Genomic DNA, 21,249 nt, shown 5'->3' with positions numbered 1-21,249 from the left:
TTATTCTCCTTAGGTTCGACAACGGTTGCCCAGTATCGACAGGTCAGGAGCCCGCAAGCATCGTCCGCACGGACTAACGCATTTTTGCGCAAAACCGTATTACAGCCGGGATGCTGCCGGCTGCGGCGCGCCCAGCGCAACCACACTGTTGAGCATGATCCGCACCAGCTCCGTCTGGCGCCGCACACCGGTCTTGGAAAAAATCGAGCGCAGGTGTGCTCGTGCGGTATTGCGACGAATATTCAGGAGTTCAGAGGCTTCCTCCAGCGACAGACCGTTGGCCAGCTCCAGGGCCAAGCCGGTTTCCGCCGGGGTCAAGTTATACAGTTGCGAAGTCAGCACCGTGCTCACCAGCGACTTGCTCACCGCATCGCGCACATACACCACGACTGTGGGCTTACCGCTGCCTTCGAGCAGTTCCTGGGACGGAATCAACTCCACCACGACGCCCAGACTGACCTGCCCTGAAGGACGGGAGATCGCTGTCGCCTCGGCCACCTGCACGCCCTTGCACGCCCCCTCCCTGGCTCGCTGGAAGGCATTACGCACCAGGCGCGCCAATTCCCGATTGTCACTAGGGTAAGTGGCCTCCAGCCGACCGCCCACCACCTTGAGGCCATCCTGGCTGTCGAGAATCTCCCGGGCCACAGGATTGAGTTGCACCACACTGCCGTTTTCATCGAGCACGATAGTTGCCACCGCGAGGCGGCTAATGGTCTGCGAATACAGGCTTCCCAGCGACTCACTGCGGTCGAGCTGCGAATGCATGTGCAAGGCCCGGCGTAAATGCGGCAATAACATGGCGCACATGGCTCGCTCTATGTCACCGAAAGGTGGCTGTCCCTGCGGTCGATTGATCCGAAAACGCACCGTGCCGCCATCAGGCATACGGATATCGGCACCGAGCATGTGGTAGCAACCGTAGGGTTGGCAATACAACAGGTAAAACGCCGATTGGCTCCATTCGGCTTCGCTCATCAACTCATCGACCGTGAACACCGTGTCGGTGGGCAGGCCGTCGAAGAGCGTGGATTTGGCGTAGTAGGCGTAATGGTTGACACCGCCCTCCCCGAGTTCAATATCGCCCGCGACCATCATCGGCGATAGCAGCGGTTCATCCTGGACCCGCAGAATCAAGGTCACGAAATTGGCCTTGAACAAGGCTCGCAACTTGCGCAACGCATCATTCATACAGCGGGTGTCTATCGCCGAATCATAGATGTTGCCAATGATCCGTTCGTACTCGGCCAGCTCCAGGCCCATTTGCGCCAGGACCTGTGCATTGGGCATACAACTTTGCATAACCATTCTCCAGCAAAGGGCCCGATTGACGGGCCCTCATGGATTCAAACAAGACGGCGGTGGCGCCCCGCCAGCCTCATGGCAGTTCGAACAGACCGGCGGCGCCCATGCCGCCACCGATGCACATGGCAATCACCACGTAGCGCACACCACGCCGCCGGCCTTCGAGTAACGCATGGCCCACCATTCGCGCGCCAGACATACCGAAAGGGTGACCGATGGCAATTGCACCGCCATTGACGTTCAGACGCTCCGCCGGAATGTTCAGCGCATCACGGCAATGCAACACCTGGCTGGCGAAGGCCTCGTTGATCTCCCACAGACCGATATCCGCAACGCCCAGACCAAAGCGCTTGAGCAGCTTGGGAATCGCGATCACCGGGCCGATGCCCATTTCCTCCGGTGCACAGCCGCCCACGGCAATGCCCCGGTAAATGCCCAGTGGAGTCAAGCCGCGACGCCTGGCCTCGGCACGACTCATCAGCAAGCTGGCCGCGGCACCGTCAGAGAACTGCGAGGCATTGCCAGCGGTGACGAACTCACCCTGCTCAATCCATTTGCCGTCCTTCCATACGGGTTTCAATCCCGCAAGGTCTTCGAGGCGGGTATTGGGCCGGTTGCACTCGTCACGCAGGACCTGCACGCGCTCATGGCCATTGGGCTGGCCATCGGCGGCAAACAATAGTTTGTCCACGCTCAAGCCGACAATTTCTTCATCGAACAGGCCATCCCGTTGTGCGGCGGCAGTGCGCAGCTGGCTTTGCAATGAATACTCATCCTGGGCGGCGCGGCTGATGTCATAGCGGCGGGATACGATTTCAGCGGTTTCAATCATCGGGATATAGGCGCTGGGCATCACCTCCAGCACAGCTTCGGATTGGGCGCGGTAGCTGTTCTTGTGTCTGGTCTGGGTCAACGACAGGGATTCCACGCCGCCGCCGATGGCGATGCTCATTTCCCCGGTCATGATGCCCTTGGCTGCCACGCCGATACTCATCAGGCCCGAGGCGCACATGCGGTCCAGCGCCATGCCCGGTACGCTGTCCGGCAAGCCACCGGTGTAGGCGCAGAGCCGACCGATATTGTAGGCCTGGGTGCCCTGCTGCACCGCCGCACCCATGATCACATCCTCGACAGCCTCAGGCTCGATGCCGGCACGCTCGACGACTGCGCGTACCACATGGCCACCCAACACCGGGGCCTCGGTATCGTTGAACGATCCGCGAAACGATTTGGCCAGCGCGGTACGGGCGGTGGCGACGATAACGACTTCATTCAGGTCCATGAGGAACTCACTCGGAAATGGGGTTGAAGGTGTAGCGACTAATGGTGTCGATCACGCAGCCAGGGCGCGCCTGGCCCTCGACTTCCATGGTCATGCGCACGACCAGTTGCACGGCGTCGCCCAATGGTTCCGCGCGCAGGATCTGGCCGCTGCCGCGCACCCGCGAATCGACCTTGACCGGCGCCGGGAAGCGCACCCGGTCACTGCCGTAATTGACGCCCATGGCCATGTTTTCGAGGATCAACAACTGCGGCATGAACAGATTGGCCAGGGATTGGGTCAGGTAGCCGTGGGCAATGCAGGCGCCGAAAGGACCACTGGCAGCACGCACCGGATCGACATGAATCCACTGGTGATCGCTGGTGGCTTCGGCGAACAGATCGATGCGTTGCTGGTCGATGGTCAGCCATTGTGTATGGCCCAAGTCCAGGCCTTCGGCCGCAAGCAGCGCTTGAGCAGTGCTGAAAACGTGACTCATGAATGCATCCTCAAGCTTGTTGCGAACTGACGGACAGCACTTCGCCAACCATGTAGGAGGCGTAGTCACTGGCCAGGAACATCATCACGTTGGCCACTTCCCAGACTTCGGCGGCGCGCCCGAACGCCTCGCGTCCGGCGAGGCTGGCGAGCAATTCGTCGCTGGAGGCTTTCTTGAGAAACTCGTGCAGGGCAATCGATGGCGACACCGCGTTGATGCGTACGCCGAACTCGGCGGCTTCCAATGCGCTGCAACGCGTCAGCGCCATTACCCCGGCCTTGGCGGCGGCGTAGTGGGCCTGTTCCTTCTGCGCCCGCCAACCCAGCACCGAGGCGTTATTGACGATGGCCCCGGCGCCACGGCGCTGCATGTGCGGCAGCATCGCCCGGGTCATGCGGAAGGTGCCGGTCAAGGTCACATCCAGCACCCGTAGCCATTCTTCGTCGCTCATTTCCACCACACGCTTCTGGCCGCCCAGGCCCGCGTTGTTGATCAGCACATCGACCCCGCCCAGCGCCTCTTCGGCTGCAGCCACCAGGGCCTGGACTTCGCCTTCGACAGTGACATTGCACAGCTGGCCAAAAATCGCCTTTAACCCGGTCTCGGCCTTGAGACGCTCCACCGCCTCCTCCAGGCGACGCGCATGCACGTCAGAAATCATCAGTGCCCGGCAACCCTCCTCGGCACTGCGCCGGGCTGCCGAATAACCGATACCGACACCTGCGGCAGCGGTAATCAATACCGACTTGCCGGCCAGCAATTGATGACCGGGAACATAAGGGGGGGCTTGTTTCACAGCGTTTACCTCCGAAGAAATCAATACGCTGTAGTTGTACGGGGGGGGCTGCGCGGGCACATCGTCAAAATGGGGTAGAAAGGCCAGCCACGAAAGGTGAGGACCCGTACCTGTGCAGGAGCTGGCTCGCTCCTGCAGGGTGTGGGTGGGCGGTCCCAATCCAGGTATGCCTCGGGGGGCCTCAAGTCCCCCAGACTTTCTGCGCCTTGGGCGCTCGAGCGAGGATCGCATCCACTGCCGTACCGATTTCTTCAACCCGCCACAACGCGCCTTTGTCGCAGGTAATGCCCGTGCGCCAGCCGTCGCCCAGGGAGATTCGCCCGCCCTGGCTTTCGAAGATCTGCCCGCTGACGTGGGCCGACGCCGAGCTACCCAGCCATACCACCAACGGCGCGACGTTTTCTGCGGCCCAGGCGTCGAAGCTGCCGTCCTCGGGCTTTTTCACCATGTCGGGCATGGCGCTCTCGGTCATCGAGGTCCGTGCCGCCGGCGCCAGCGCGTTGGCGGTAACACCATAGCGGGCCAGTTCCGCCGCTTGCACCAGGGTCAGCGACGCGATGCCGCCTTTGGCCGCCGAATAATTCGACTGCCCCACCGAGCCCTGAAGGCCGGCGCCGGAACTGGTGTTGATAATCCTGGCATCCACCGGCGTACCTGCCTTGGCCAGGTCACGCCAGCGGCGACCGAGGATGTTGGCCAGGCAATAATGCCCCTTGAGGTGGACGCGCATGACCATGTCCCAGTCTTCTTCACTAAGGCTGATAAACATGCGGTCGCGCAATATTCCGGCGTTATTGATCAGCACATGCACTTCGCCGAATGCCGCCAACGCCGCATCGACGATGCGCTGTGCGGTGTCCAGGGTGGTGATGTCGTCGCTGTTGGCAATGGCCTGGCCGCCGTTGGCGCGAATCTCGCCCGCCACGTCTTCTGCAGCCTCGGCGCGGATATCGTTGACCACCACATTGGCTCCTTGCGCGGCGAACGCCAGGGCGTAGGCGCGACCGAGTCCGCCGCCGGCCCCGGTGATGATCACGGTGCGATCTGCACACATAGCCATGTTTGACTCCTTGAAAAGGTTGGATGGCCGCGCGCCGGAAGCGGCGGCCCGGATGAAAAAATTACAGGCGTTCGATGATGGTCACGTTGGCCTGGCCACCGCCTTCGCACATGGTTTGCAAGCCGTAGCGACCACCGCTGTATTCCAGTTCGTTCAGCAGCGTGGTCATCAGTCGTGCGCCGGTAGCGCCCAACGGATGGCCCAGGGCAATCGCACCGCCATTGACGTTGGTGCGCGCCGGGTCGTAATCCAGTTCCTTGGCCCAGGCCATGACCACCGAAGCAAAGGCTTCGTTGATCTCGACCCGGTCGATGTCGGCCATGCTCAGCCCGCTCCTGGCCAAGGCCCGGCGGGTAGCCGCAATCGGTGCGGTGAGGTGCCAGATCGGATCGTCACCGAGCACTGTCAAGTGATGAATCCGCGCCCGTGGCGTCAGGTCGTAGCGTTTGAGCGCCGCCTCGGAGACCACCAGCAGTGCCGCCGAGGCGTCGCAGGTCTGACTCGATACGGCAGCCGTGATCGACGGGAACTGTGGGTCCACGGGCTGCAATTCGGCCATCTTCGCCATGCTGCTCTGACGTGGGGTTTGATCCACCGACAGCCCCTGGCAAGTCACGATTTCCCGGGCAAACCGGCCACTGGCAATGGCCGCCAGTGCGCGTTCGTGGCTTTGCAGGGCAAACGCTTCCATTTGCTCGCGGCTGATCTGCCAGTGATCGGCAATGCGTTGGGCGGCGTAGAACTGGTTCACTGGCTGCTGGCCAAACCGCGCGCGCCAGCCAACACTCCCCGAGAACGGGTCTGTAAAACCCAGAGGTTGACCGGCCAGCATCGCCGAGGAAATCGGGATCTGGGTCATGGTCTGCACCCCGCCCACCGCGACTACATCCTGGGTACCGCTCATCACCGCCTGCGCGGCGAAGTGCAGCGCCTGTTGCGACGAACCACACTGGCGATCCACCGTAGTGCCGGGCACCGTCAGCGGCAAGCCGGCGGCCAGCCAACTGGTGCGGGCGATGTCACCCGCCTGGGAGCCGATGGTGTCGACGCAACCGAATATCACGTCGTCGTAGTCCTCGGCGGGAATCACATTGCGCTCTACCAGCGCCTTGAGCACATGGGCACCCAGGTCAATCGCGTGAACTTCGCTCAAGGCGCCTTTGCGCTTGCCGGTGGGACTGCGCAATGCATCAACAATGTAGGCCTGTGCCATGACTCATTCCTCGAAAGTATGCCCCGGCCCCAGGCCGGTGGCGTCGGCGAACAGGTAGTCGCTGACACGGGTTTTATGCAAGCCGCGGTCGCCCCAGGACGAATCAAGGGCCCAGGCGCGCTTCATGAACATCTGCAAATCCACTTCCCAGGTGTACCCCATCGCACCGTGCACCTGGATGCCTTTGCGGGCAGCGATCCAGCTCGCCTCATTGGCCGCCAGGCGTGCTTGCGAAACCCGCACGCCAGCGTTGACATCGCCCCGGGCCAGAGCATGGGCGGCGCGATACAGCACCGGCTTGGCCTGTTCGATGTAACGGGCGACATCGGCCAGGTGATGCTTGACCGCCTGGAAGCTGCCAATCGGCTTGCCGAATTGTTTGCGCTGGGCCACATAGTCCACCGACAGATCGAGCATGCGCTGCGCCAGACCCAGCAGTTGCCCGGCCACCGACAGTGCGCCACGGTCCAGCAATTGCGCCTGCAAGGCGCGGCCCTGTTCGCCACTGGCAATGCAGGTCGACAGCGATGGGGTCCAGGTCACCTGACCAAGACGTCGCGACGCATCGATGCTCAGGCGGTTGTCCACCTTGACCTCGGAACGCGGCACCACATGGATCTCATCGCCATCGACAAGAATCAACACTTCGGCCAGTTGCGCGTCGCTGACCAAGGCATTGACCGGATGACTGATCGCCATCCGCAAGCTGCCATCGGCAATCCGTGGTAGCAGGTCGGCACGGGCGGGATGCTGCGCAGGCAGGCCGGCGAGCAAGCCGGTGGCGACATAGGCGGTGTCGGCCAATGAGTCGGGAATGGCGTAGTAACCCAGCTCCTGGGTCATCAGCGCCCAGGTCACATCGTCCATGCCAATGCCACCTTCGGCTTCGGGCACCGACAAGGCGGTCAGCCCCTGTTCGGCGATCTTGTTGCGCAAGTCCCGGGAGCGCCCGATATCGGTCTCCCAGATTTCCCGGAGCATTTCCGGGGCGGCTTCGGTCATCAGGAAACGACTGATGGCTTCGCGGAACGCCAACTGGTCATCGTTAAAAGTGAAGTCCATGGGCAGTTCCTTATTTCGGCAAACCGAGCATGCGCTCGGCAATGATGTTGCGCTGGATTTCGTTGGTGCCCGCGTAGATCGGCCCGGACTGGGCGAACAGGAAACCCTCCAGCCAGCCCGCCGCGTCGCCCGCCTCCGCGCCCTTTGCCAACAGCTCACCACGTGCGCCGAGAATGCGCATGGCGGTCTCGTGCATCTTCAGGTCGAGCTCTGACCAGATAATTTTGTTGATGCTCGACTCGGCGCCAATCTGCTCGCCCCGGCTCAAGCGTCCGACCGTGTAATATGCCGACATCGCATAGGCTTCGGCGCACATCCAGGTGTCCAGCACGGCATCGCGCAGGCCAGGGTCGCGATCGGCGCTGACGCGGTGGGCCTTGTACAGTTCAACCAGCTTGCGTGCCGTAGCCTGGAAGCGCGCCGGTGAACGCAGCAGCAAACCACGCTCGAAACCGGCAGTGGCCATTGCCACATGCCAGCCCTGCCCGTCGGCACCGATGCGGTTGTTCACGGGTACCCGCACGTCATCGAAAAAAACCTCGGCGAAGGCGTCCTTGCCATTGAGTGCCTTGATCGGGCGAATGCTCACCCCCGGCGTATCCAGCGGTACCATGATGAACGACAGGCCGTGATGACGAGTCGATCCCGGCTCGCTACGGAACAGACCGAACAGCCAGTCGGCGTAGATCGCCCGGCTCGACCAGGTCTTCTGCCCGTTGATCACGTAATGGTCGCCGTCGAGCACCGCCTTGCTGGTAATCGCCGCCATGTCGGAACCGGCGTTGGGCTCCGACCAGCCTTGCGCCCACATGTCCAGGCTGGCGGCCATGCGTGGCAAGAAGCGCTGTTTCTGTTCCTGGGTACCGAACTCCATCAGGGTCGGTCCCAGCAACAGCTGGCCGTTCTGGTTGATGCGCATCGGTGCCCCGGCACCGTAATACTCTTCCTCGAAGATCAGCCACTCGATCAAGTCGCTGCCGCGGCCGCCCAGTTCGGCCGGCCACATCACCATCGACCAACGGCTTTCGAACAGCTTGGCCTCCCAGGCGCGATGCTGTTCAAAACCTTCGCGGCTGTCGTAACTGGCAAAGGGCTCGCGTGGCAGATTGGCCGCCAGCCATGTCCGAACTTCGGCGCGAAAGGCGTTTTGCTTGGGGGTATAAGTCAGGTCCATGGCGTTATCTCAGAACTTGGCGTCGCGTTTTTCGACGAAGGCCCGGCGCGTTTCCGCAGAGTCCGGGCTGCTGTAGGCCTGCATGGTGAAGCCCTGCTCCCAGCGGTATTTATCTTCAAGGTTGCCGTCTTCGATGCCGTTCAAGGCTTCCTTGGCGATGCGGATCATGCCCGGGCTCTTTTCGGCGATTTTCGCCGCGATCCCCAGGGCGGTTTCGCGCAGTTGGTCCTTGGCGACGATTCGCTCGATAAAGCCGTATTGCAGGGCTTCGCGGGCGCCGATGCTGTCGCCGGTGAAGAACAGGTAACGGACTTTTTGCACCGGGAAAAGACGCTGCAGATGCGCACCGCCACCCATGGCGCCGCGATCGACTTCAGGCAAGGCGAAGGACGCGCACTCGGAGGCGACGACGATGTCCGCCGCCCCGGTGATGCCGATGCCGCCGCCCAGGACAAAACCGTGGACCGCCACAATCACCGGAACCGGGTTGCGGTGCACCGCCTTGAAGGTGGCGTAGTTACCGGCATTGACCTCGACGATCCGCTCCGGATGCTTGTCCAGCTCCTTGATGTCGACACCGGCGCAAAAGCCCCGGCCTTCGGCGCGGATGACGATCACCCGCACTTCGGGATTGGCCCCAAGGGTTTCAATCTGTTGCGCCAGAGCGAGCCATTGCTGGCTATCGAGGGCATTGACCGGTGGTTTGGCGATCACCAGTTCAGCGATCCCCTGATTGAGTTGTGTCGTAAATGCCTGGTTCACAGGGGTTCTCCAATACTGGCTGAATGATTCGAGGGGTGTGTCTGGCTGCGTGCCAGGAGTGCATCCAGGCATTGCCGGGCCTCGCTGGCGATGCCCTCGATGACTTCACTGCAGCTGAGCAATTCACCGATGGCCGCCGCAACCTGGCCGCTGGACAGGATGCCCTCGTCCGGGGCGCCATCGACCATCGAGCGCCGCAACAGCACTGGCTGATTGGCGGCCATCACCACTTGCGACAGCGCCGAGGGGTCTTCACGCAACGCACGGACAAAGACCGAGGCCATGTGCCCCAGGCTCATGCCGGTCTGCTGCTTCCATTGCCAGGCGCTGCCCAGGGCAATGCGCAGGCGACCGAATGGGCCGGCCTGCTCCAGGTGATTGATGAAACGGTTTTCAATCATGCGGTGACGCATGCCATCCACCGCCGTGGTCACACGCACCTGCTGCGGATCGTTGACCTTCAGGTAACGTTCCAGGGTCGCGACGGGCGTCGGCGATTCGCGGGTCATGAGAAACCGCGTGCCCATGGCGATACCGACGCCACCGGCAGCCAGCACCGAGGCCAGACCTCGGCCGGTGGAAAATCCTCCGGCCGCGATCACCGGTACCCTGACCGCTGCCAGCACTTGAGGCAGCAGGATCGAGCTGGGTACACCGCCGGTGTGGCCACCGCCCTCGCCGCCCTGGACGGTGATCAGGTCGGCACCCAGCTCCACCGCCTTGAGCGCATGTTTCAGCGCGCCCACGGTGGGAATGCACAACACGTTGGCCGCCTTGAAGCGCGCGATGGTCTGTTTGTCCGGGCCGCGCCCGTAGCTCACGGCGCGCAACCGGTACTTGATCGCGAGGTCGACGCACTGTTCGGCGTTGTCCTGGAACATGTGAAAGTTCAGGCCGAAATTGCTGCCGCCAGTTGCGTCTATGACCTTGCGGATTTCGCCTTCCAGCTCATCGGCCAGGATGGTCGCCCCGGCCAGGAAACCGAAGCCTCCGGCCTGAGTCGTGCCGATCACCAGATTGGCGTCCGCGACCCAGCCCATGGCGGTTTGCACAATCGGATATCGACAGCCGAGGGCCTCGGTCAGCGGCGTCTCGAGCCAGCGGTTCATTGTTTTTTTTCCTCGGCCTGTTTGTTGGCCCGAGCCATGCCCTTGGCGTCGAAACCGCCCAGTTTGTCACCGGACAACAGCTCGTTATGGGCATGGGCAAAGTGGTGCCAGGCGAACACTGCGTCCATCGCCGTGCGTTTGCCTTGCAGGTCCTCGACGTGGTTGATCGCCTGTTTGGTCAGGGCAAGGCCCATGCGTGGCTGGCGAGCGACGCCGGCAGCCAGCGCATAAGTGGCCTGTTCCAGTTCCTCGCGAGAGACCAGGCGGTTGACCATGCCCACTTGCCAGGCACGGGTGGCGCTCATGCGGTCACCGGTGAAGAGGAATTCCTTGGCAATACGCGGGTTCATTTCGTAGGGATGGGCAAAATACTCCACCCCCGGGATGCCCATGCGTACCACTGGATCCTGGAAGAACGCGTCGTCGCTGGCGACAATCAAATCGCAAACCCAGGCGAGCATCAGCCCTCCGGCCACACACGCGCCATGGACCATGGCGATGGTCGGCTTGGGCAGTTCACGCCAGCGCCGACACATGCCCAGGTACACCTCCTGCTCGCGTGCATAGAGTTGCTCGCCACCGGGTTTGTTGGTGTGGTCCCACCACAGGTGCGCGCGCTCGAACGGCTTGTCGATATCCCGTCCCGGTGTGCCGATGTCATGACCTGCCGAAAAGTGTTTGCCATTGCCGCGCAGGACGATGACCTTGACGCTGTCGTCATCCACCGCCTGGCGGAAGGCCGCGTCCAGGGCGTAGGTCATCTGCGAGTTTTGCGCGTTATTGAAAGTCGGCCGGTTCAGCGTCAGCGTGGCGATACCCTCGGCCACGCTGTACAGCACCGGGGTGTCCGTCTCGTAGACGGCGTGGTCCTGGCGGACGATAAATTCACTGTCGCTGCTGTGCATGCTGGTTTCCTTGCCTCAGGCCGTACGGATACCGGTCGGGTTGCCCTTGATCGCCGCGGCGCGGTAATCGTGGGGGTCGAGTCGGCGGATCAGGGCCAACTGCTCAGCGTTGGGGTGCGCGGTTTCGTGCAACTGCGCGGACTTGAGCAACGGGAAACCGGTGTTGTCCTGGACCTGTTCGAAACTCACGCCGGGGTGCAACGAGCGCACCTGCACCGCACGGTCCGGGCCATCGAAATCAAGGACACACAAGTCGCTCACCACGCAATGGATGTCCATCAAGTCGCGGCGCACGCCTTCGGGCCAACGCTCGGCCTTGAAGCCAACGCCGGAGACCATGTCCACTTCGCCGCTGACGAACACTCGGGTGTTGTGGCTGGGCACGAAGAACGAGTTGAGGTGGTTGATGCTGTTGCCTGGCAGGCCACGCACGCCCAGGATCGCAGTCTTGGGCTTTTGATAGTCGCCAACGCAGGACAAATTGGTCTGCCCCCAGCGGTCGATCTGGGTCGGCCCGATCATCGCGTGGCGGCGGCCGCCCCACACGCATTCGAAAACCCGCTCGAACGACATATAGCCGGAGTAACGCGGCACGTAGTCGCCACGCGGCCCCAACGGTATCGGTTCCTCTACCAGGAACGCCTCGCTGTCGGTCATCAACAGTTCCGGGCTGTGGGTCAACTTGGCCAGGCTGGCAGCCAGGCGCGGGATAACGCCCAGGCCCGAGGCAATCACTTCGCCATTGCCACGCCAGGCTTCGGAGGCCGCGACGATCATCAGTTCAGCGAGGGTGAAATCACAGGTTGCAGACATAGTCGCTATTCCTCAGAACACGGGAAGGGGCAAGGCGCCCATGGATTCGGCACCACCGTTCTGGGCCTGATAGGCTTGCTCGCCACCGGCGATGTAGGTCTGCACATAGTCCTGCCAGCCGTTTTCCACCTGGCTGCTGGCGGCATAACCTTTGAGGTGCTTCATATCCCAGCCATAGTCGGGGCCGCAGCTGGTCGGGTGCGCACCGAGAGGCGCATGCACCACGCCGCTCACCAGATAGCGCTCGAAGGTATTGAAGCGGGCCTGATCGACGTTCAATTCCAGACGTTCCTCCAGGCGTTCACACGAGACAAAACACTGGTTGGCGGCGCGGGCAAACAGGTGATCGAAATAAGGGTCCGGCCCGCTCACCAGGCAGTTGCCCAGACGGTCGGCGACATTGAGATGCAGGAACGCCACATCGAGGTTTAGTGCCGGCATTGCCAACAACACTTCGCCATCGGCATAGGGTGACTGGACGGTCTTGAGTTCAGGGTTCAAACGCGTCACGTCGGTGGCCAGTCCGCAACGGGTTGGCAGGAACGGCAAGCGCATGCCAGCGGCGCGCAGCCCCCACTGAAACATGCCTTCATCGAGCTCCATAAGCTCCAGCTCACCGGCTTCGCGGGCCTTGCGGTAATAGGGTTCCAGCGGGATCGCGTCGAGAGTGACGAAGCCGAATACCAGCTTCTTGACCTTGCCGGCGGCGCAAAGCATGCCCACTTCCGGGCCGCCGTAGGCCACCACGGTCAAGTCCTTGACCGGTGAGCGCAGGATCTCGCGCACGATGGCCATCGGCTTGCGCCGCGGCCCCCAGCCACCGAAACCGATGGTCATGCCATCGCGTAATTGGCCGACCGCATCGGCCGCTGTCATTTGTTTGTTCATCATGGCAATTCCTTACTGTCGGCCGACCGAAAAGTCGTGCCCCCAAATGCTGACGCGGGTGAACTCGAACGCCGAGTGTTCGGCCCAGTCGACCAGCAGTCCGCCATAGCCGTACTCCAGATCGAAACCGGACGGCGTCTTCATATAAAAACTGGTCATGTGATCGTTCAGGTGCTGGCCGAGGGTGGCTGACAGAGTCACCTCATGGGCAAGCAGGCGGTCGTGGGCGCGGCCGACTTCGGTCATCGAATCGACCTCGACCATCACGTGCACGCAACCTGACGGCACCGGGTACTCGGCCAGCGCCAGGCTGTGGTGACGGGCGTTCCGGCAATGCAGGAAGTGAATGCGGATCGGCGGTGCCGACGGGTCGGGACGGAAGTTGAAAATATCCGACAGCTCGAAGCCCAGCACATCCTTGGCGAACGCCAGGGTGGCATCGAAGTTCGGCGCCGGCAGCACCGTGTGGCCCAGGCCCATGTCGCCGGTGATGAAGCGCGGCACGCCTTGTGGCGAGATAAACGGCAGGCAGTCGGAGCGATGCCCCCAACTCAGTTCATGGCAGTTGCCCGACGGGTCAGTGACCTTGACCAGAGCCTGCACCCCGCGCTGCTCGATATCGGCGGCCGACCCCGGCTGCCATTCGATACCGGCTGCGGCCAGATGCTCAAGTGCGGTCTGGAACGCCCTTTCGTTGGCCAGCTCCCAACCGGAGGCCTGGTAACGCGCCTCACTGCCTTCGACGATCAACATGCGAAACGGACGCTCGTCCATTTTCACGTACAGGCCACCGCCCGGCGCCGGCTGTACTTGCATGCCCAGCACGTCCTCTGCGTAACGCTGCCAATGGCTGAGGTTTTCGATCTGAGAGACGAAATAGCTCAAACCGCGAATGTCGATCATGCCTTGGTCCTCGGTGGCTGAATGGGTTTCGTGGCGAACATTGTGCAAAGCGCCGCGCACCGCTTCATCGTCCGTTGAGACTAAGCACCGCAACGCTTCGCAGCGCTTTTTGCGGGAACGGGCTCGCTCGCGAGGAGGCAATCACATTCAACGTTGATGTTGACTGACCCGCCACCTTCGTCGGAACGCCGCACGGAACAAACCAGCTCCCTCACGGGCTACGCAAGCAGCAGAATGGCCCTAGTCCGTTTTAGTGATTCGTTCACCGCCGCCACCAGCCCAGACTTCACGCATCCATCCGCTTTGCAGAGACAGCCCCCATGGAGTTCGCTTTTACCGAAGAACACTTGATGATTCGCGAGAGCGCCGAGCGCTTTCTTGCCAAGGCCAGCGATTCGCATGCCGTGCGCGCCGCCATGAACCGTCCGGACGCGCATGATCCCGAGGTCTGGCGACAGATCGGCCAGCAACTCTACTGGCCGGCCCTGATGGTGCCCGAGCGCTTTGGCGGTATGGGTCTGGGGTTTGTCGAACTGGCGATTCTGCTGGAGCAAAGCGGGCGCTTTTTGTTGGGTTCGCCGCTGTTCGCCACGTCGTGCCTGGCAACTCCGGCCCTGTTGCTGAGCAACAACGAGACGGCCCAGGAGCACTGGCTGGGGGCGATTGCCGCCGGTGAAACTCGGGCCACCCTGGCCTTCGCCAGTGTTGCGGGGCTTGAGGCTTGCAGTGTGCAAACCGTGGCCGAACCGCACCATGGCGGCTGGACGCTGGACGGTCAGTACGCCCAGGTCATCGATGGCGCCTCGGCCGATCTGCTGATCGTCGCCGCCCGCGCACCCGGTACTGAGGGCGAACAGGGCATCAGCCTGTTCGTCTTGCCTGGCGATACGCCGAGTGTGATGCGCAGCCCACTGGCGACCCTGGACCAGACCCGTCGCCTGGCACGCATTGAACTGCATAAGGTAAAGGTCAGCGAGGCACAACTGCTGTGCGGCCCCGCACTAGGCTGGGCGGTGCTGCGCGACACCCTGCAGATCGCCGCCATCGGGCTTGCCGCCGAACAGACTGGCGGCGCGCAGCAAGCCCTGGATCTGACACTGGCGTACATCGCCGAACGCCGACAATTCAAACGCACCATTGCCAGTTTCCAGGCGATCAAGCACCGCTGTGCCGACATGATGCTGCAAGTCGAATGCGCCCGCTCGGCAGCCTACTACGCCGCTTGCGTGGCCCAGGAACGTCTGGACCCGGCAGGCGATGCCGCGGTCATCGAGGAACTTGAGCTGGCCGCCGCCACCGCGAAGATCCACGCCAGCGAGGCGTTTTTCCATTGCGCTGGCGAATCGATCCAACTGCATGGCGGCGTCGGTTTCACCTGGGAATACGATCCACACCTGTACTTCAAACGTGCCCGCGCCGGTGAGCACCTACTGGGCAGCCCGGCGTTGCACCGCGAGCGCCTGGCCGCGTATCTATTGGGAGAGCAAGCATGAAAATCGGTTTTAGTGGTGCCGACGAAGCGTTCCGCAAAGAGGTCGCCCAATGGATGGCCGAGCACCTGAGCGGCGAATTTGCGCCCTTGCGTTTTCGTGGCGGACCGGGGGATGAGCACAGTTTTCCCGAAGAGCGTAAAGCCTGGGAACGTAAACTTGCCGCAGGCGCCTGGATCGGGGTTGGCTGGGCCAGGGAACACGGAGGACGGGGACTGTCCATCAGCCAGCAGGTGATTTTCCATGAAGAATATGCCCGCGCCGGTGGCCCTGGGCGGATGGGCCATATTGGCGAAGGCCTGGTCGGCCCCACACTCGCCGCCTTCGGTACACCAGCTCAGCAGCAGCGCCTGTTGCCCGGTATCCTCGACGGCAGCCAGTTCTGGTGCCAGGGCTACTCGGAACCGGGCGCTGGTTCGGACCTGGCCAATGTACAGACCCGGGCGATACTGGATGCCACGGGCGAGCACTGGCTGATCAGCGGGCAAAAGGTCTGGACCTCCCTGGCCCACGAGGCCGACTGGTGTTTTGTGCTTGCGCGCACCGAGCCCGGTAGCCAGGGGCATCACGGTTTATCGTTCCTGTTGGTGCCGATGGCTCAGGACACCATTCGCGTGCAACCGATCCAGCAACTGACCGGCACCAGTGAATTCAACGAGGTGTTCTTCGACCAGGCCGCCACCCATGCCGACAACCTGATCGGGCAACCGGGCGATGGCTGGAAGATCGCCATGGCGCTATTGGGCTTTGAGCGCGGCGTATCCACGCTGGGTCAGCAGATGCAGTTCCACAACGAACTCGACGAAATCATCCGCATCGCTCGCGCCAACGGTGCTGCGCGCGATCCGTTGCTGCGTCAGCGGATTGCCCAGGCCTGGGCCGGGCTCAAAGTGTTGCGCTACAACTCTTTGCGCATGCTGTCAGGCCCACAGGATGGCAACCTGGGACGTGAAGCGATGATCTACAAACTGGCCTGGTCAACCTGGCACAGCGACCTGGGTAAACTGGCCATGGACGTGCTGGGCGATGCTGCGGAAATTCTCGACGCCGCGCCTTACCAGCTCAGCCGTCTGCAGTCGCTGTTCCTGTTCACCCGTTCCGACACCATCTATGGAGGCAGCAACGAAATCCAGCGCAACGTCATTGCCGAGCGCGCGCTGGGCATGCCCCGGGAACCACGTTTCTCAAACTGAACAGAGGCCCTTTACAGGATCGAACTTGCTCGCGATGGACTCCCGAACGCCGCGTTTATCCAGGACATGCGCGCTTTCGTTAACGACCATCGCGAGCAACGCTCGCGCCTACAGTTCAGAGATCCCTGTCCAACGATTCAACGCACGCGAATCTTTGGATCATCCGCGCCACGGCGCAGGTTTTTGAGAAACCCCTCCAGCGGCGCCGGCTCGGCAATCTGTGGTAACGCGTCCTTGTCCAGGCGCTGCGCCCAGAACGCATCCCAGGACGGGAACAGCTCGTGGAAGCTGCCAGCGTAAGGCTCACGCCCAGGCCAGCGCATCTTCAGGCCGCCAATCGGTGGTTTGTTCAGATCGGTCGCGTACCAATAGCACGGCAAACGGCGACGGAAACACCAGCGTCCGTCGATCCGCTCGTAATCATCCCAGTACAGCATCTGCATGATCACCCACTCGGGGCCGGTCTCATGTTCGTTCTTCGAATAGACCACACCGGTGGCGTGATCGGCATCGCTGAACTCGATGATGTGCTGGCCCAGGTGATGGGAGGTGCCGTGGAACTGCTTGCGCATGGTTTCATCCAGCCACGCCTTGAGGTGCGCGCGACCACTCTTGTCGCGGCCCACCCGCACGTCCGGGGCGAAGCAATTGGCCATGGCATCCATGTCACGCATGTCCAGCGCCAGGGCGTACTTGCCAGCCAGTTGGCGGATCGCATCCAGCGACTCCAGGCGGTCGATGCGCGCCAGTAATGTGTTGGTGTCCTGATTCATCAGTCGAGCACCGTGTACAGGTCCGAACCACGCCCGCCGTCTACCGCCAGGCTCGCGCCGGTGACGTACGAAGCCTCATCGCTGGCCAGGAACAGAATGGCGTTGGCCAGCTCCACCGGCAGGCCGACCCGTTTCATCGGGATCACTTTTTCAGTGTTGGTGCGGGTCTTGGCGTCACTCAGCATACCGGCCGTGGCAGGAGTGTCGACCACGCCCGGAATAATCACGTTGCAGCGGATGTTGTGCGGCGCGCCTTCACTGGCCGCCGCCCGGCTGAAGTTGATCACCGCCGCTTTGGCTGCCGAGTAACCGGCCATCCACGCCGTGCCGAACAGACCGCAGATCGACGCGATATTGACGATCGAACCGCCGCCCTGCGCTTTCATCAACTGCATCGCCGTGCGGGTGCCCCAGAAGGTGCCATCGACGGTGGTGGCGAAGTTCGCGTGCCAGTCGGCGGTGGTCATCGTATCGATGCCGCCCCAGGTGTAGGCCATCGCGTTGTTGACCAGGATGTCCAGGCGACCGTGACGTTGCGCGGCGGCTTGCAGCGCTCCGACGTAAGCCTGTTCATCGCTGACATCGGCCACGGCAATCTCGGCCTGCCCACCCTGGGCACGAATTTTTTCCTGCACGCCTTGCAGTGGCTCGATGCGACGTCCGCACAGCACTACGGTGGCGCCCTCTTCGGCGAATCGCAGTGCGGTGGCTTCACCGATGCCGGAGCCGGCGCCAGTGACGAAGGCAATCTTTGCTTGTAAACGCTTGCTCATGGGTGACTCCCTGATCAGATAAAGGCCATACCGCCGTTGACGGCGATGTTCTGCCCGGTCATGAAACTGGCGTCTTCGCTGGCCAGGAACACGGCAACCCTGGCGATTTCGTCGGTCTCGCACATGCGGCCCAGGGGCACGTTTTTCAGCAGTGCCTGCATGTATTCATCAGGAATGCCGGCCATCATCGGCGTGTTGGTCGGCCCAGGAACCAGGGTGTTGACGCGGATGGCGCTGGCCGCCAGTTCTCGGGCCATCGAACGGGTCAGGCCCATCACCCCGGCTTTCGAGGTGCAATAGTGCGCCGGGCCGTCACCGGTCAGCGCGGCAGTGCTGGAGAGATTGATAATCGCGCCCTTGCGCCCACCCTTGACCATCAACCTCGCGCCTTCACGGCAGCACAGGAAGGTGCCGCCCAGGTTCACGCCAATCACCCGCGCCCAGCTCTCGTCCGAGGTTTCGAGGAAGCTGTCCAGCCCGCCCACGCCGGCATTGTTGACCAGGATATCGAGGCCGCCGAAGTGCTGCTCGGTCTGGCCCATGGCATCGGCCACAGAGGCGCTGTCAGCGACATTGCAAGCCAGTGCCAGTACCTGGTCGCCCAGGTCCGCCAGGCTCTCGGCCAGCGCCGCCTGATTCAGGTCCACTGCTACCACCTTGGCGCCCTCGGCGACAAAACCACGCACGATGGCCTGGCCCATGCCCTGCCCGGCGCCGGTCACAAAGGCCACTTTGTTGAGTAACTTCATAGCATTCTCCGAATGTGAAAATACGCTGCGACCCGCTGCCCTTGCAGTGGCGCCGTCCCCCGCATGATTAGCGGCCAGAGCCTGGGTACACATCGTCCGATGGGACTACCGCCGCGTGGTCTGAACGGACGATGTGAACTGCGCGGTCAGAGCCCAGCATGCCTGGCGTGCGCACCACGCCAGGCGCGACGTTCCCCTTCATCCTGCGGTAGCGCCTGGCGCGGATGTGCTTCACGAATCCGCAGACAATGGAGAACCCCATGAACCAACCCGTAGACCTGCCCCTGCCCGTCGGCCATTACGCGACCCTGCCCAACGGCCTGCGCCTGCACTATCTGGATGAGGGCGCAGGCCCCGTGGTGCTGTGGCTACACGGCAGCGGGCCGGGCGCCAGTGGCTTCAGCAACTTCAAGGGCAACTACCCACAGCTTGTCGCCGCGGGCTATCGCAACCTCGTGCTTGACCTGCCGGGCTTCGGTCGCTCGGACAAACCCGAGGACGTCCAGTACAACCTGGATTTCTTCGTCGACTGCGTGGCGGCGTTCCTCGAGTCCGTTGGCGTGCAGCGCTGCACGGTGCTGGGTAACTCGCTGGGTGGCGCAATTGCCCTGGGTCTGGCCCTGCGCCTGCCGCAACTGCCCCAGAGCCTGATCCTGCTGGCACCGGGCGGTGTCGAGGAGCGGGAAACCTACTTCAAGATGGAAGGCATCGTGCGCATGGTCAGCCTGTTCAACGCAGGCCCCATCGGCATGCAAGAGATGCGCAGCATGATGAGCCTGCAGTTGTTCGATGATTCGATCCTGCCGCAAAGCCTGCTGCAAGAACGCGTGGCGGTGGCCGTAACGCAACCGAAGAGCCTGTTCAGCACAATGATGGTGCCGAACATGGAAGCGCGCCTGGGTGAAATCCAGTGCCCGATCCTCGGCTTCTGGGGCAACAACGATCACTTCAACCCGATCAGCGGCGCCCAGCGCATCATCGACGGCGCACCGAATGCCCGCTTCATCGTGCTCAACCGCTGCGGACATTGGGTTCAGGTGGAACACCGCGAACTGTTCAACCGCAGCTGCATCGAGTTCCTGCAGCACGGCTAACCCTCAAACTGTCGGAACGAGCTTGCTCGCGAAGGACTCAAAGACAACGCGTTCATCCAGCAACCACGCGTTATCGTTAACGACCTTCGCGAGCAAGCTCGCTCTTGCAGGGGATGATGGAGGTTAGCGATCTGCCGCCTTCTGGCTGTTCAACATGGCATCGCCGGGCTGCCCCAGGACGCAGGAGGTACCGCCGGGCGTGTACATCATGGCCACGCAACGGTTGCAGGCAGTACAGATCGAGTCGCGACTGACGCCGCTGGCGAGTTTGTTGACGTAGTCATTTTCGGCCAGCAACACCCGGCCCAAGGCAACCAGGTCAAAGCCCTCAGCCATGATCTGCTCGATGCTCGCCAGGCTCTTGGCACCGCCCAGGTAAGCCAAAGGCATTTTCACCGCCGCACGCACCTTGCGCGCGTGTTCCAGCAAATACAGCTCACGGAATTCCACAGTCGGTTCTTTGCGCCGTTGAATGGCCATCGCCAGGGCGATGATCCGGTTCTTCTGCTGCACGCGGTTTTCCTTGGGAAACGAGGAGCCGAACATGGTGGTGATCGACTCGGCATTCATACCGGCGCTGAGCACCAGCAGGTGCGCCCCCTCCTCTTCCAGCATGCGGGCTATCTTCGCTCCGTCTTCAGCGCTGTTACCGGCTCTCACGCCTTCCGTAACGCTGTATTTGCAGATCACCGCCATCTCCTGGCCAACCGCATCGAGCACCGCACGCAGTACCCGACGCGGAAAGCGCAAGCGATTTTCCAGGCTGCCGCCGTACTGGTCGCGGCGCTTGTTGTACATCGGCGAAATGAACTGGCTGAGCAAGTAACCGTGGCCCATGTGGATTTCCACGGCATCGAAACCGGCCTGGCGCGCCAGACGCGCGCCTTGAGCGAAATCTCGCACCACCTGCTGCATATCGCCTTCGTTCATCGCCTGCTTTAGGAACATGCCGCTCATCAAGCCGATTTTGTTGAAGCCGCCGCTGGCCGACAGCGGACGCTTGGTCGAGCGCTCGCGGATAAAAGTAAAGCAGCCACCATGAGTGATCTGCGCGCTGGCCAGGCCACCGCACTGGTGCACTGCGTCGGTCAGGGCCTTGAAATGTGGCAGGCTGGATGGGCTCAGGGTCAACTGGTTGGGCAAGGTGCGGCCATCGCTGCTGATTGCGCAATAGGCCACCGTGGTCAGGGCGGTGCCGCCCTCGGCCAGGGCTGCATGCAGCTTGACCAGTTGTTTGGAAGGTACGCCTTGGGCACTCATACCCTCGTTGGTGGCGGATTTGATAAAGCGGTTCTTCAGGGTCAGTGGGCCAATCGCGATAGGGCTGAACGGTGATGGGGTCGAACGAGGGTTCATGACGGGCCTCTCTTTATTTTTATCAGGCTGCAAATGAAGGCCGCGTCGCCTTGTCGCGACGCAGCCATGAT

The 21,249-nt window shown here is 62.3% G+C and carries 21 protein-coding genes; 3 read left to right on the top strand and 18 right to left on the bottom strand.

The genetic code is table 11. The annotated features are described in order from the left end of the window. Window positions 1-99 precede the first annotated feature (99 nt). The 14 genes from F7R06_RS25490 to F7R06_RS25425 all read right to left on the bottom strand — a co-directional run bounded on the left by F7R06_RS25490 (window position 100) and on the right by F7R06_RS25425 (window position 13,750). Window positions 100-1,302 carry a helix-turn-helix transcriptional regulator gene (locus tag F7R06_RS25490; RefSeq protein ID WP_090323609.1) on the bottom strand — a complete coding sequence of 401 codons (1,203 nt, stop codon included), beginning with the start codon at window positions 1,300-1,302 and terminating at the stop codon, window positions 100-102. A 76-nt stretch (window positions 1,303-1,378) separates the two neighbouring features. Further along, the gene (locus F7R06_RS25485; RefSeq protein ID WP_090323611.1) at window positions 1,379-2,587 is read right to left on the bottom strand and encodes an acetyl-CoA C-acyltransferase; all 1,209 of its coding nucleotides are present in this window, start codon (window positions 2,585-2,587) and stop codon (window positions 1,379-1,381) included. Between the two features lie 7 nt (window positions 2,588-2,594). Next, complete coding sequence (locus F7R06_RS25480; protein WP_090323613.1) at window positions 2,595-3,065, bottom strand: MaoC family dehydratase; 471 nt, start codon at window positions 3,063-3,065, stop codon at window positions 2,595-2,597. Between the two features lie 10 nt (window positions 3,066-3,075). Beyond that, on the bottom strand, window positions 3,076-3,861 hold the full coding sequence (locus F7R06_RS25475; RefSeq protein WP_090323614.1) for an SDR family oxidoreductase: 786 nt from the start codon (window positions 3,859-3,861) through the stop codon (window positions 3,076-3,078). Window positions 3,862-4,042: 181 nt separating this feature from the next. Further along, window positions 4,043-4,921, bottom strand: a complete 879-nt coding sequence (locus F7R06_RS25470; protein WP_090323616.1) for an SDR family oxidoreductase — start codon at window positions 4,919-4,921, stop codon at window positions 4,043-4,045. A 61-nt stretch (window positions 4,922-4,982) separates the two neighbouring features. Then, on the bottom strand, window positions 4,983-6,134 hold the full coding sequence (locus tag F7R06_RS25465) for an acetyl-CoA C-acetyltransferase (RefSeq protein WP_090323617.1): 1,152 nt from the start codon (window positions 6,132-6,134) through the stop codon (window positions 4,983-4,985). Window positions 6,135-6,137: 3 nt separating this feature from the next. After that, complete coding sequence (locus F7R06_RS25460) at window positions 6,138-7,196, bottom strand: acyl-CoA dehydrogenase family protein (RefSeq protein ID WP_090323619.1); 1,059 nt, start codon at window positions 7,194-7,196, stop codon at window positions 6,138-6,140. Between the two features lie 10 nt (window positions 7,197-7,206). Continuing rightward, the gene (locus F7R06_RS25455) at window positions 7,207-8,370 is read right to left on the bottom strand and encodes an acyl-CoA dehydrogenase family protein (RefSeq protein WP_090323620.1); all 1,164 of its coding nucleotides are present in this window, start codon (window positions 8,368-8,370) and stop codon (window positions 7,207-7,209) included. A 9-nt stretch (window positions 8,371-8,379) separates the two neighbouring features. Continuing rightward, on the bottom strand, window positions 8,380-9,132 hold the full coding sequence (locus tag F7R06_RS25450) for an enoyl-CoA hydratase family protein (protein ID WP_090323622.1): 753 nt from the start codon (window positions 9,130-9,132) through the stop codon (window positions 8,380-8,382). After that, a complete protein-coding gene (locus F7R06_RS25445) occupies window positions 9,129-10,241 on the bottom strand; it encodes an NAD(P)H-dependent flavin oxidoreductase (RefSeq protein ID WP_090323623.1) in 1,113 nt (370 codons plus the stop codon). The genes F7R06_RS25450 and F7R06_RS25445 overlap by 4 nt, the downstream gene beginning before the upstream one ends. After that, window positions 10,238-11,146 (bottom strand): enoyl-CoA hydratase, encoded by a 909-nt coding sequence (locus tag F7R06_RS25440; RefSeq protein WP_090323625.1) that lies wholly within the window; start codon window positions 11,144-11,146, stop codon window positions 10,238-10,240. The genes F7R06_RS25445 and F7R06_RS25440 overlap by 4 nt, the downstream gene beginning before the upstream one ends. Before the next feature lie 15 nt (window positions 11,147-11,161). Further along, complete coding sequence (locus tag F7R06_RS25435) at window positions 11,162-11,959, bottom strand: CoA-transferase subunit beta (protein ID WP_090323626.1); 798 nt, start codon at window positions 11,957-11,959, stop codon at window positions 11,162-11,164. A gap of 12 nt (window positions 11,960-11,971) precedes the next feature. After that, window positions 11,972-12,847 (bottom strand): CoA transferase subunit A, encoded by an 876-nt coding sequence (locus F7R06_RS25430; RefSeq protein WP_090323628.1) that lies wholly within the window; start codon window positions 12,845-12,847, stop codon window positions 11,972-11,974. Between the two features lie 12 nt (window positions 12,848-12,859). Continuing rightward, window positions 12,860-13,750, bottom strand: a complete 891-nt coding sequence (locus F7R06_RS25425; protein WP_090327445.1) for a VOC family protein — start codon at window positions 13,748-13,750, stop codon at window positions 12,860-12,862. A 320-nt stretch (window positions 13,751-14,070) separates the two neighbouring features. Here F7R06_RS25425 and F7R06_RS25420 point away from each other — a divergent pair, with 320 nt between their 5' ends. After that, the gene (locus tag F7R06_RS25420) at window positions 14,071-15,243 is read left to right on the top strand and encodes an acyl-CoA dehydrogenase family protein (RefSeq protein ID WP_090323629.1); all 1,173 of its coding nucleotides are present in this window, start codon (window positions 14,071-14,073) and stop codon (window positions 15,241-15,243) included. Continuing rightward, a complete protein-coding gene (locus F7R06_RS25415; protein WP_090323631.1) occupies window positions 15,240-16,433 on the top strand; it encodes an acyl-CoA dehydrogenase family protein in 1,194 nt (397 codons plus the stop codon). Before F7R06_RS25420 ends, F7R06_RS25415 begins: the two co-directional genes overlap by 4 nt. 137 nt (window positions 16,434-16,570) lie before the next feature. On the opposite strand, the gene F7R06_RS25410 is transcribed toward F7R06_RS25415, so the two are convergent. From F7R06_RS25410 to F7R06_RS25400, 3 genes are read right to left on the bottom strand one after another with little or no spacing between them, the layout of a single operon-like run. Further along, entirely contained in the window at window positions 16,571-17,206 is a 636-nt protein-coding gene (locus F7R06_RS25410; protein WP_090323632.1) for a nuclear transport factor 2 family protein, read from the bottom strand. Then, window positions 17,206-17,979 carry an SDR family NAD(P)-dependent oxidoreductase gene (locus F7R06_RS25405; RefSeq protein ID WP_090323634.1) on the bottom strand — a complete coding sequence of 258 codons (774 nt, stop codon included), beginning with the start codon at window positions 17,977-17,979 and terminating at the stop codon, window positions 17,206-17,208. Before F7R06_RS25405 ends, F7R06_RS25410 begins: the two co-directional genes overlap by 1 nt. 14 nt (window positions 17,980-17,993) lie before the next feature. After that, entirely contained in the window at window positions 17,994-18,728 is a 735-nt protein-coding gene (locus F7R06_RS25400) for an SDR family NAD(P)-dependent oxidoreductase (RefSeq protein ID WP_090323635.1), read from the bottom strand. A gap of 260 nt (window positions 18,729-18,988) precedes the next feature. Here F7R06_RS25400 and F7R06_RS25395 point away from each other — a divergent pair, with 260 nt between their 5' ends. Further along, on the top strand, window positions 18,989-19,822 hold the full coding sequence (locus F7R06_RS25395) for an alpha/beta fold hydrolase (RefSeq protein ID WP_090323637.1): 834 nt from the start codon (window positions 18,989-18,991) through the stop codon (window positions 19,820-19,822). Window positions 19,823-19,945: 123 nt separating this feature from the next. Here the strand turns inward: F7R06_RS25395 and F7R06_RS25390 are convergent, their stop codons facing one another. Beyond that, on the bottom strand, window positions 19,946-21,178 hold the full coding sequence (locus tag F7R06_RS25390; protein ID WP_090323639.1) for an NADH:flavin oxidoreductase: 1,233 nt from the start codon (window positions 21,176-21,178) through the stop codon (window positions 19,946-19,948). Window positions 21,179-21,249 lie beyond the last annotated feature (71 nt).

The organism is Pseudomonas moorei (genome assembly GCF_008801475.1).
Taxonomy (GTDB): domain Bacteria; phylum Pseudomonadota; class Gammaproteobacteria; order Pseudomonadales; family Pseudomonadaceae; genus Aquipseudomonas; species Aquipseudomonas moorei.
This window is presented reverse-complemented; position numbering and strand designations above follow the sequence as displayed.

Coding starts and splice junctions, on each gene's coding strand:
- F7R06_RS25390 (WP_090323639.1), bottom strand. CDS start 21,178: ATGAACCCTCGTTCGACCCCATCACCGTTCAGCCCTATCGCGATTGGC.
- F7R06_RS25395 (WP_090323637.1), top strand. CDS start 18,989: ATGAACCAACCCGTAGACCTGCCCCTGCCCGTCGGCCATTACGCGACC.
- F7R06_RS25435 (WP_090323626.1), bottom strand. CDS start 11,959: ATGTCTGCAACCTGTGATTTCACCCTCGCTGAACTGATGATCGTCGCG.
- F7R06_RS25490 (WP_090323609.1), bottom strand. CDS start 1,302: ATGCAAAGTTGTATGCCCAATGCACAGGTCCTGGCGCAAATGGGCCTG.
- F7R06_RS25485 (WP_090323611.1), bottom strand. CDS start 2,587: ATGGACCTGAATGAAGTCGTTATCGTCGCCACCGCCCGTACCGCGCTG.
- F7R06_RS25420 (WP_090323629.1), top strand. CDS start 14,071: ATGGAGTTCGCTTTTACCGAAGAACACTTGATGATTCGCGAGAGCGCC.
- F7R06_RS25430 (WP_090323628.1), bottom strand. CDS start 12,847: ATGAACAAACAAATGACAGCGGCCGATGCGGTCGGCCAATTACGCGAT.
- F7R06_RS25445 (WP_090323623.1), bottom strand. CDS start 10,241: ATGAACCGCTGGCTCGAGACGCCGCTGACCGAGGCCCTCGGCTGTCGA.
- F7R06_RS25425 (WP_090327445.1), bottom strand. CDS start 13,750: ATGATCGACATTCGCGGTTTGAGCTATTTCGTCTCTCAGATCGAAAAC.
- F7R06_RS25480 (WP_090323613.1), bottom strand. CDS start 3,065: ATGAGTCACGTTTTCAGCACTGCTCAAGCGCTGCTTGCGGCCGAAGGC.
- F7R06_RS25470 (WP_090323616.1), bottom strand. CDS start 4,921: ATGGCTATGTGTGCAGATCGCACCGTGATCATCACCGGGGCCGGCGGC.
- F7R06_RS25415 (WP_090323631.1), top strand. CDS start 15,240: ATGAAAATCGGTTTTAGTGGTGCCGACGAAGCGTTCCGCAAAGAGGTC.
- F7R06_RS25455 (WP_090323620.1), bottom strand. CDS start 8,370: ATGGACCTGACTTATACCCCCAAGCAAAACGCCTTTCGCGCCGAAGTT.
- F7R06_RS25400 (WP_090323635.1), bottom strand. CDS start 18,728: ATGAAGTTACTCAACAAAGTGGCCTTTGTGACCGGCGCCGGGCAGGGC.
- F7R06_RS25440 (WP_090323625.1), bottom strand. CDS start 11,146: ATGCACAGCAGCGACAGTGAATTTATCGTCCGCCAGGACCACGCCGTC.
- F7R06_RS25465 (WP_090323617.1), bottom strand. CDS start 6,134: ATGGCACAGGCCTACATTGTTGATGCATTGCGCAGTCCCACCGGCAAG.
- F7R06_RS25460 (WP_090323619.1), bottom strand. CDS start 7,196: ATGGACTTCACTTTTAACGATGACCAGTTGGCGTTCCGCGAAGCCATC.
- F7R06_RS25405 (WP_090323634.1), bottom strand. CDS start 17,979: ATGAGCAAGCGTTTACAAGCAAAGATTGCCTTCGTCACTGGCGCCGGC.
- F7R06_RS25410 (WP_090323632.1), bottom strand. CDS start 17,206: ATGAATCAGGACACCAACACATTACTGGCGCGCATCGACCGCCTGGAG.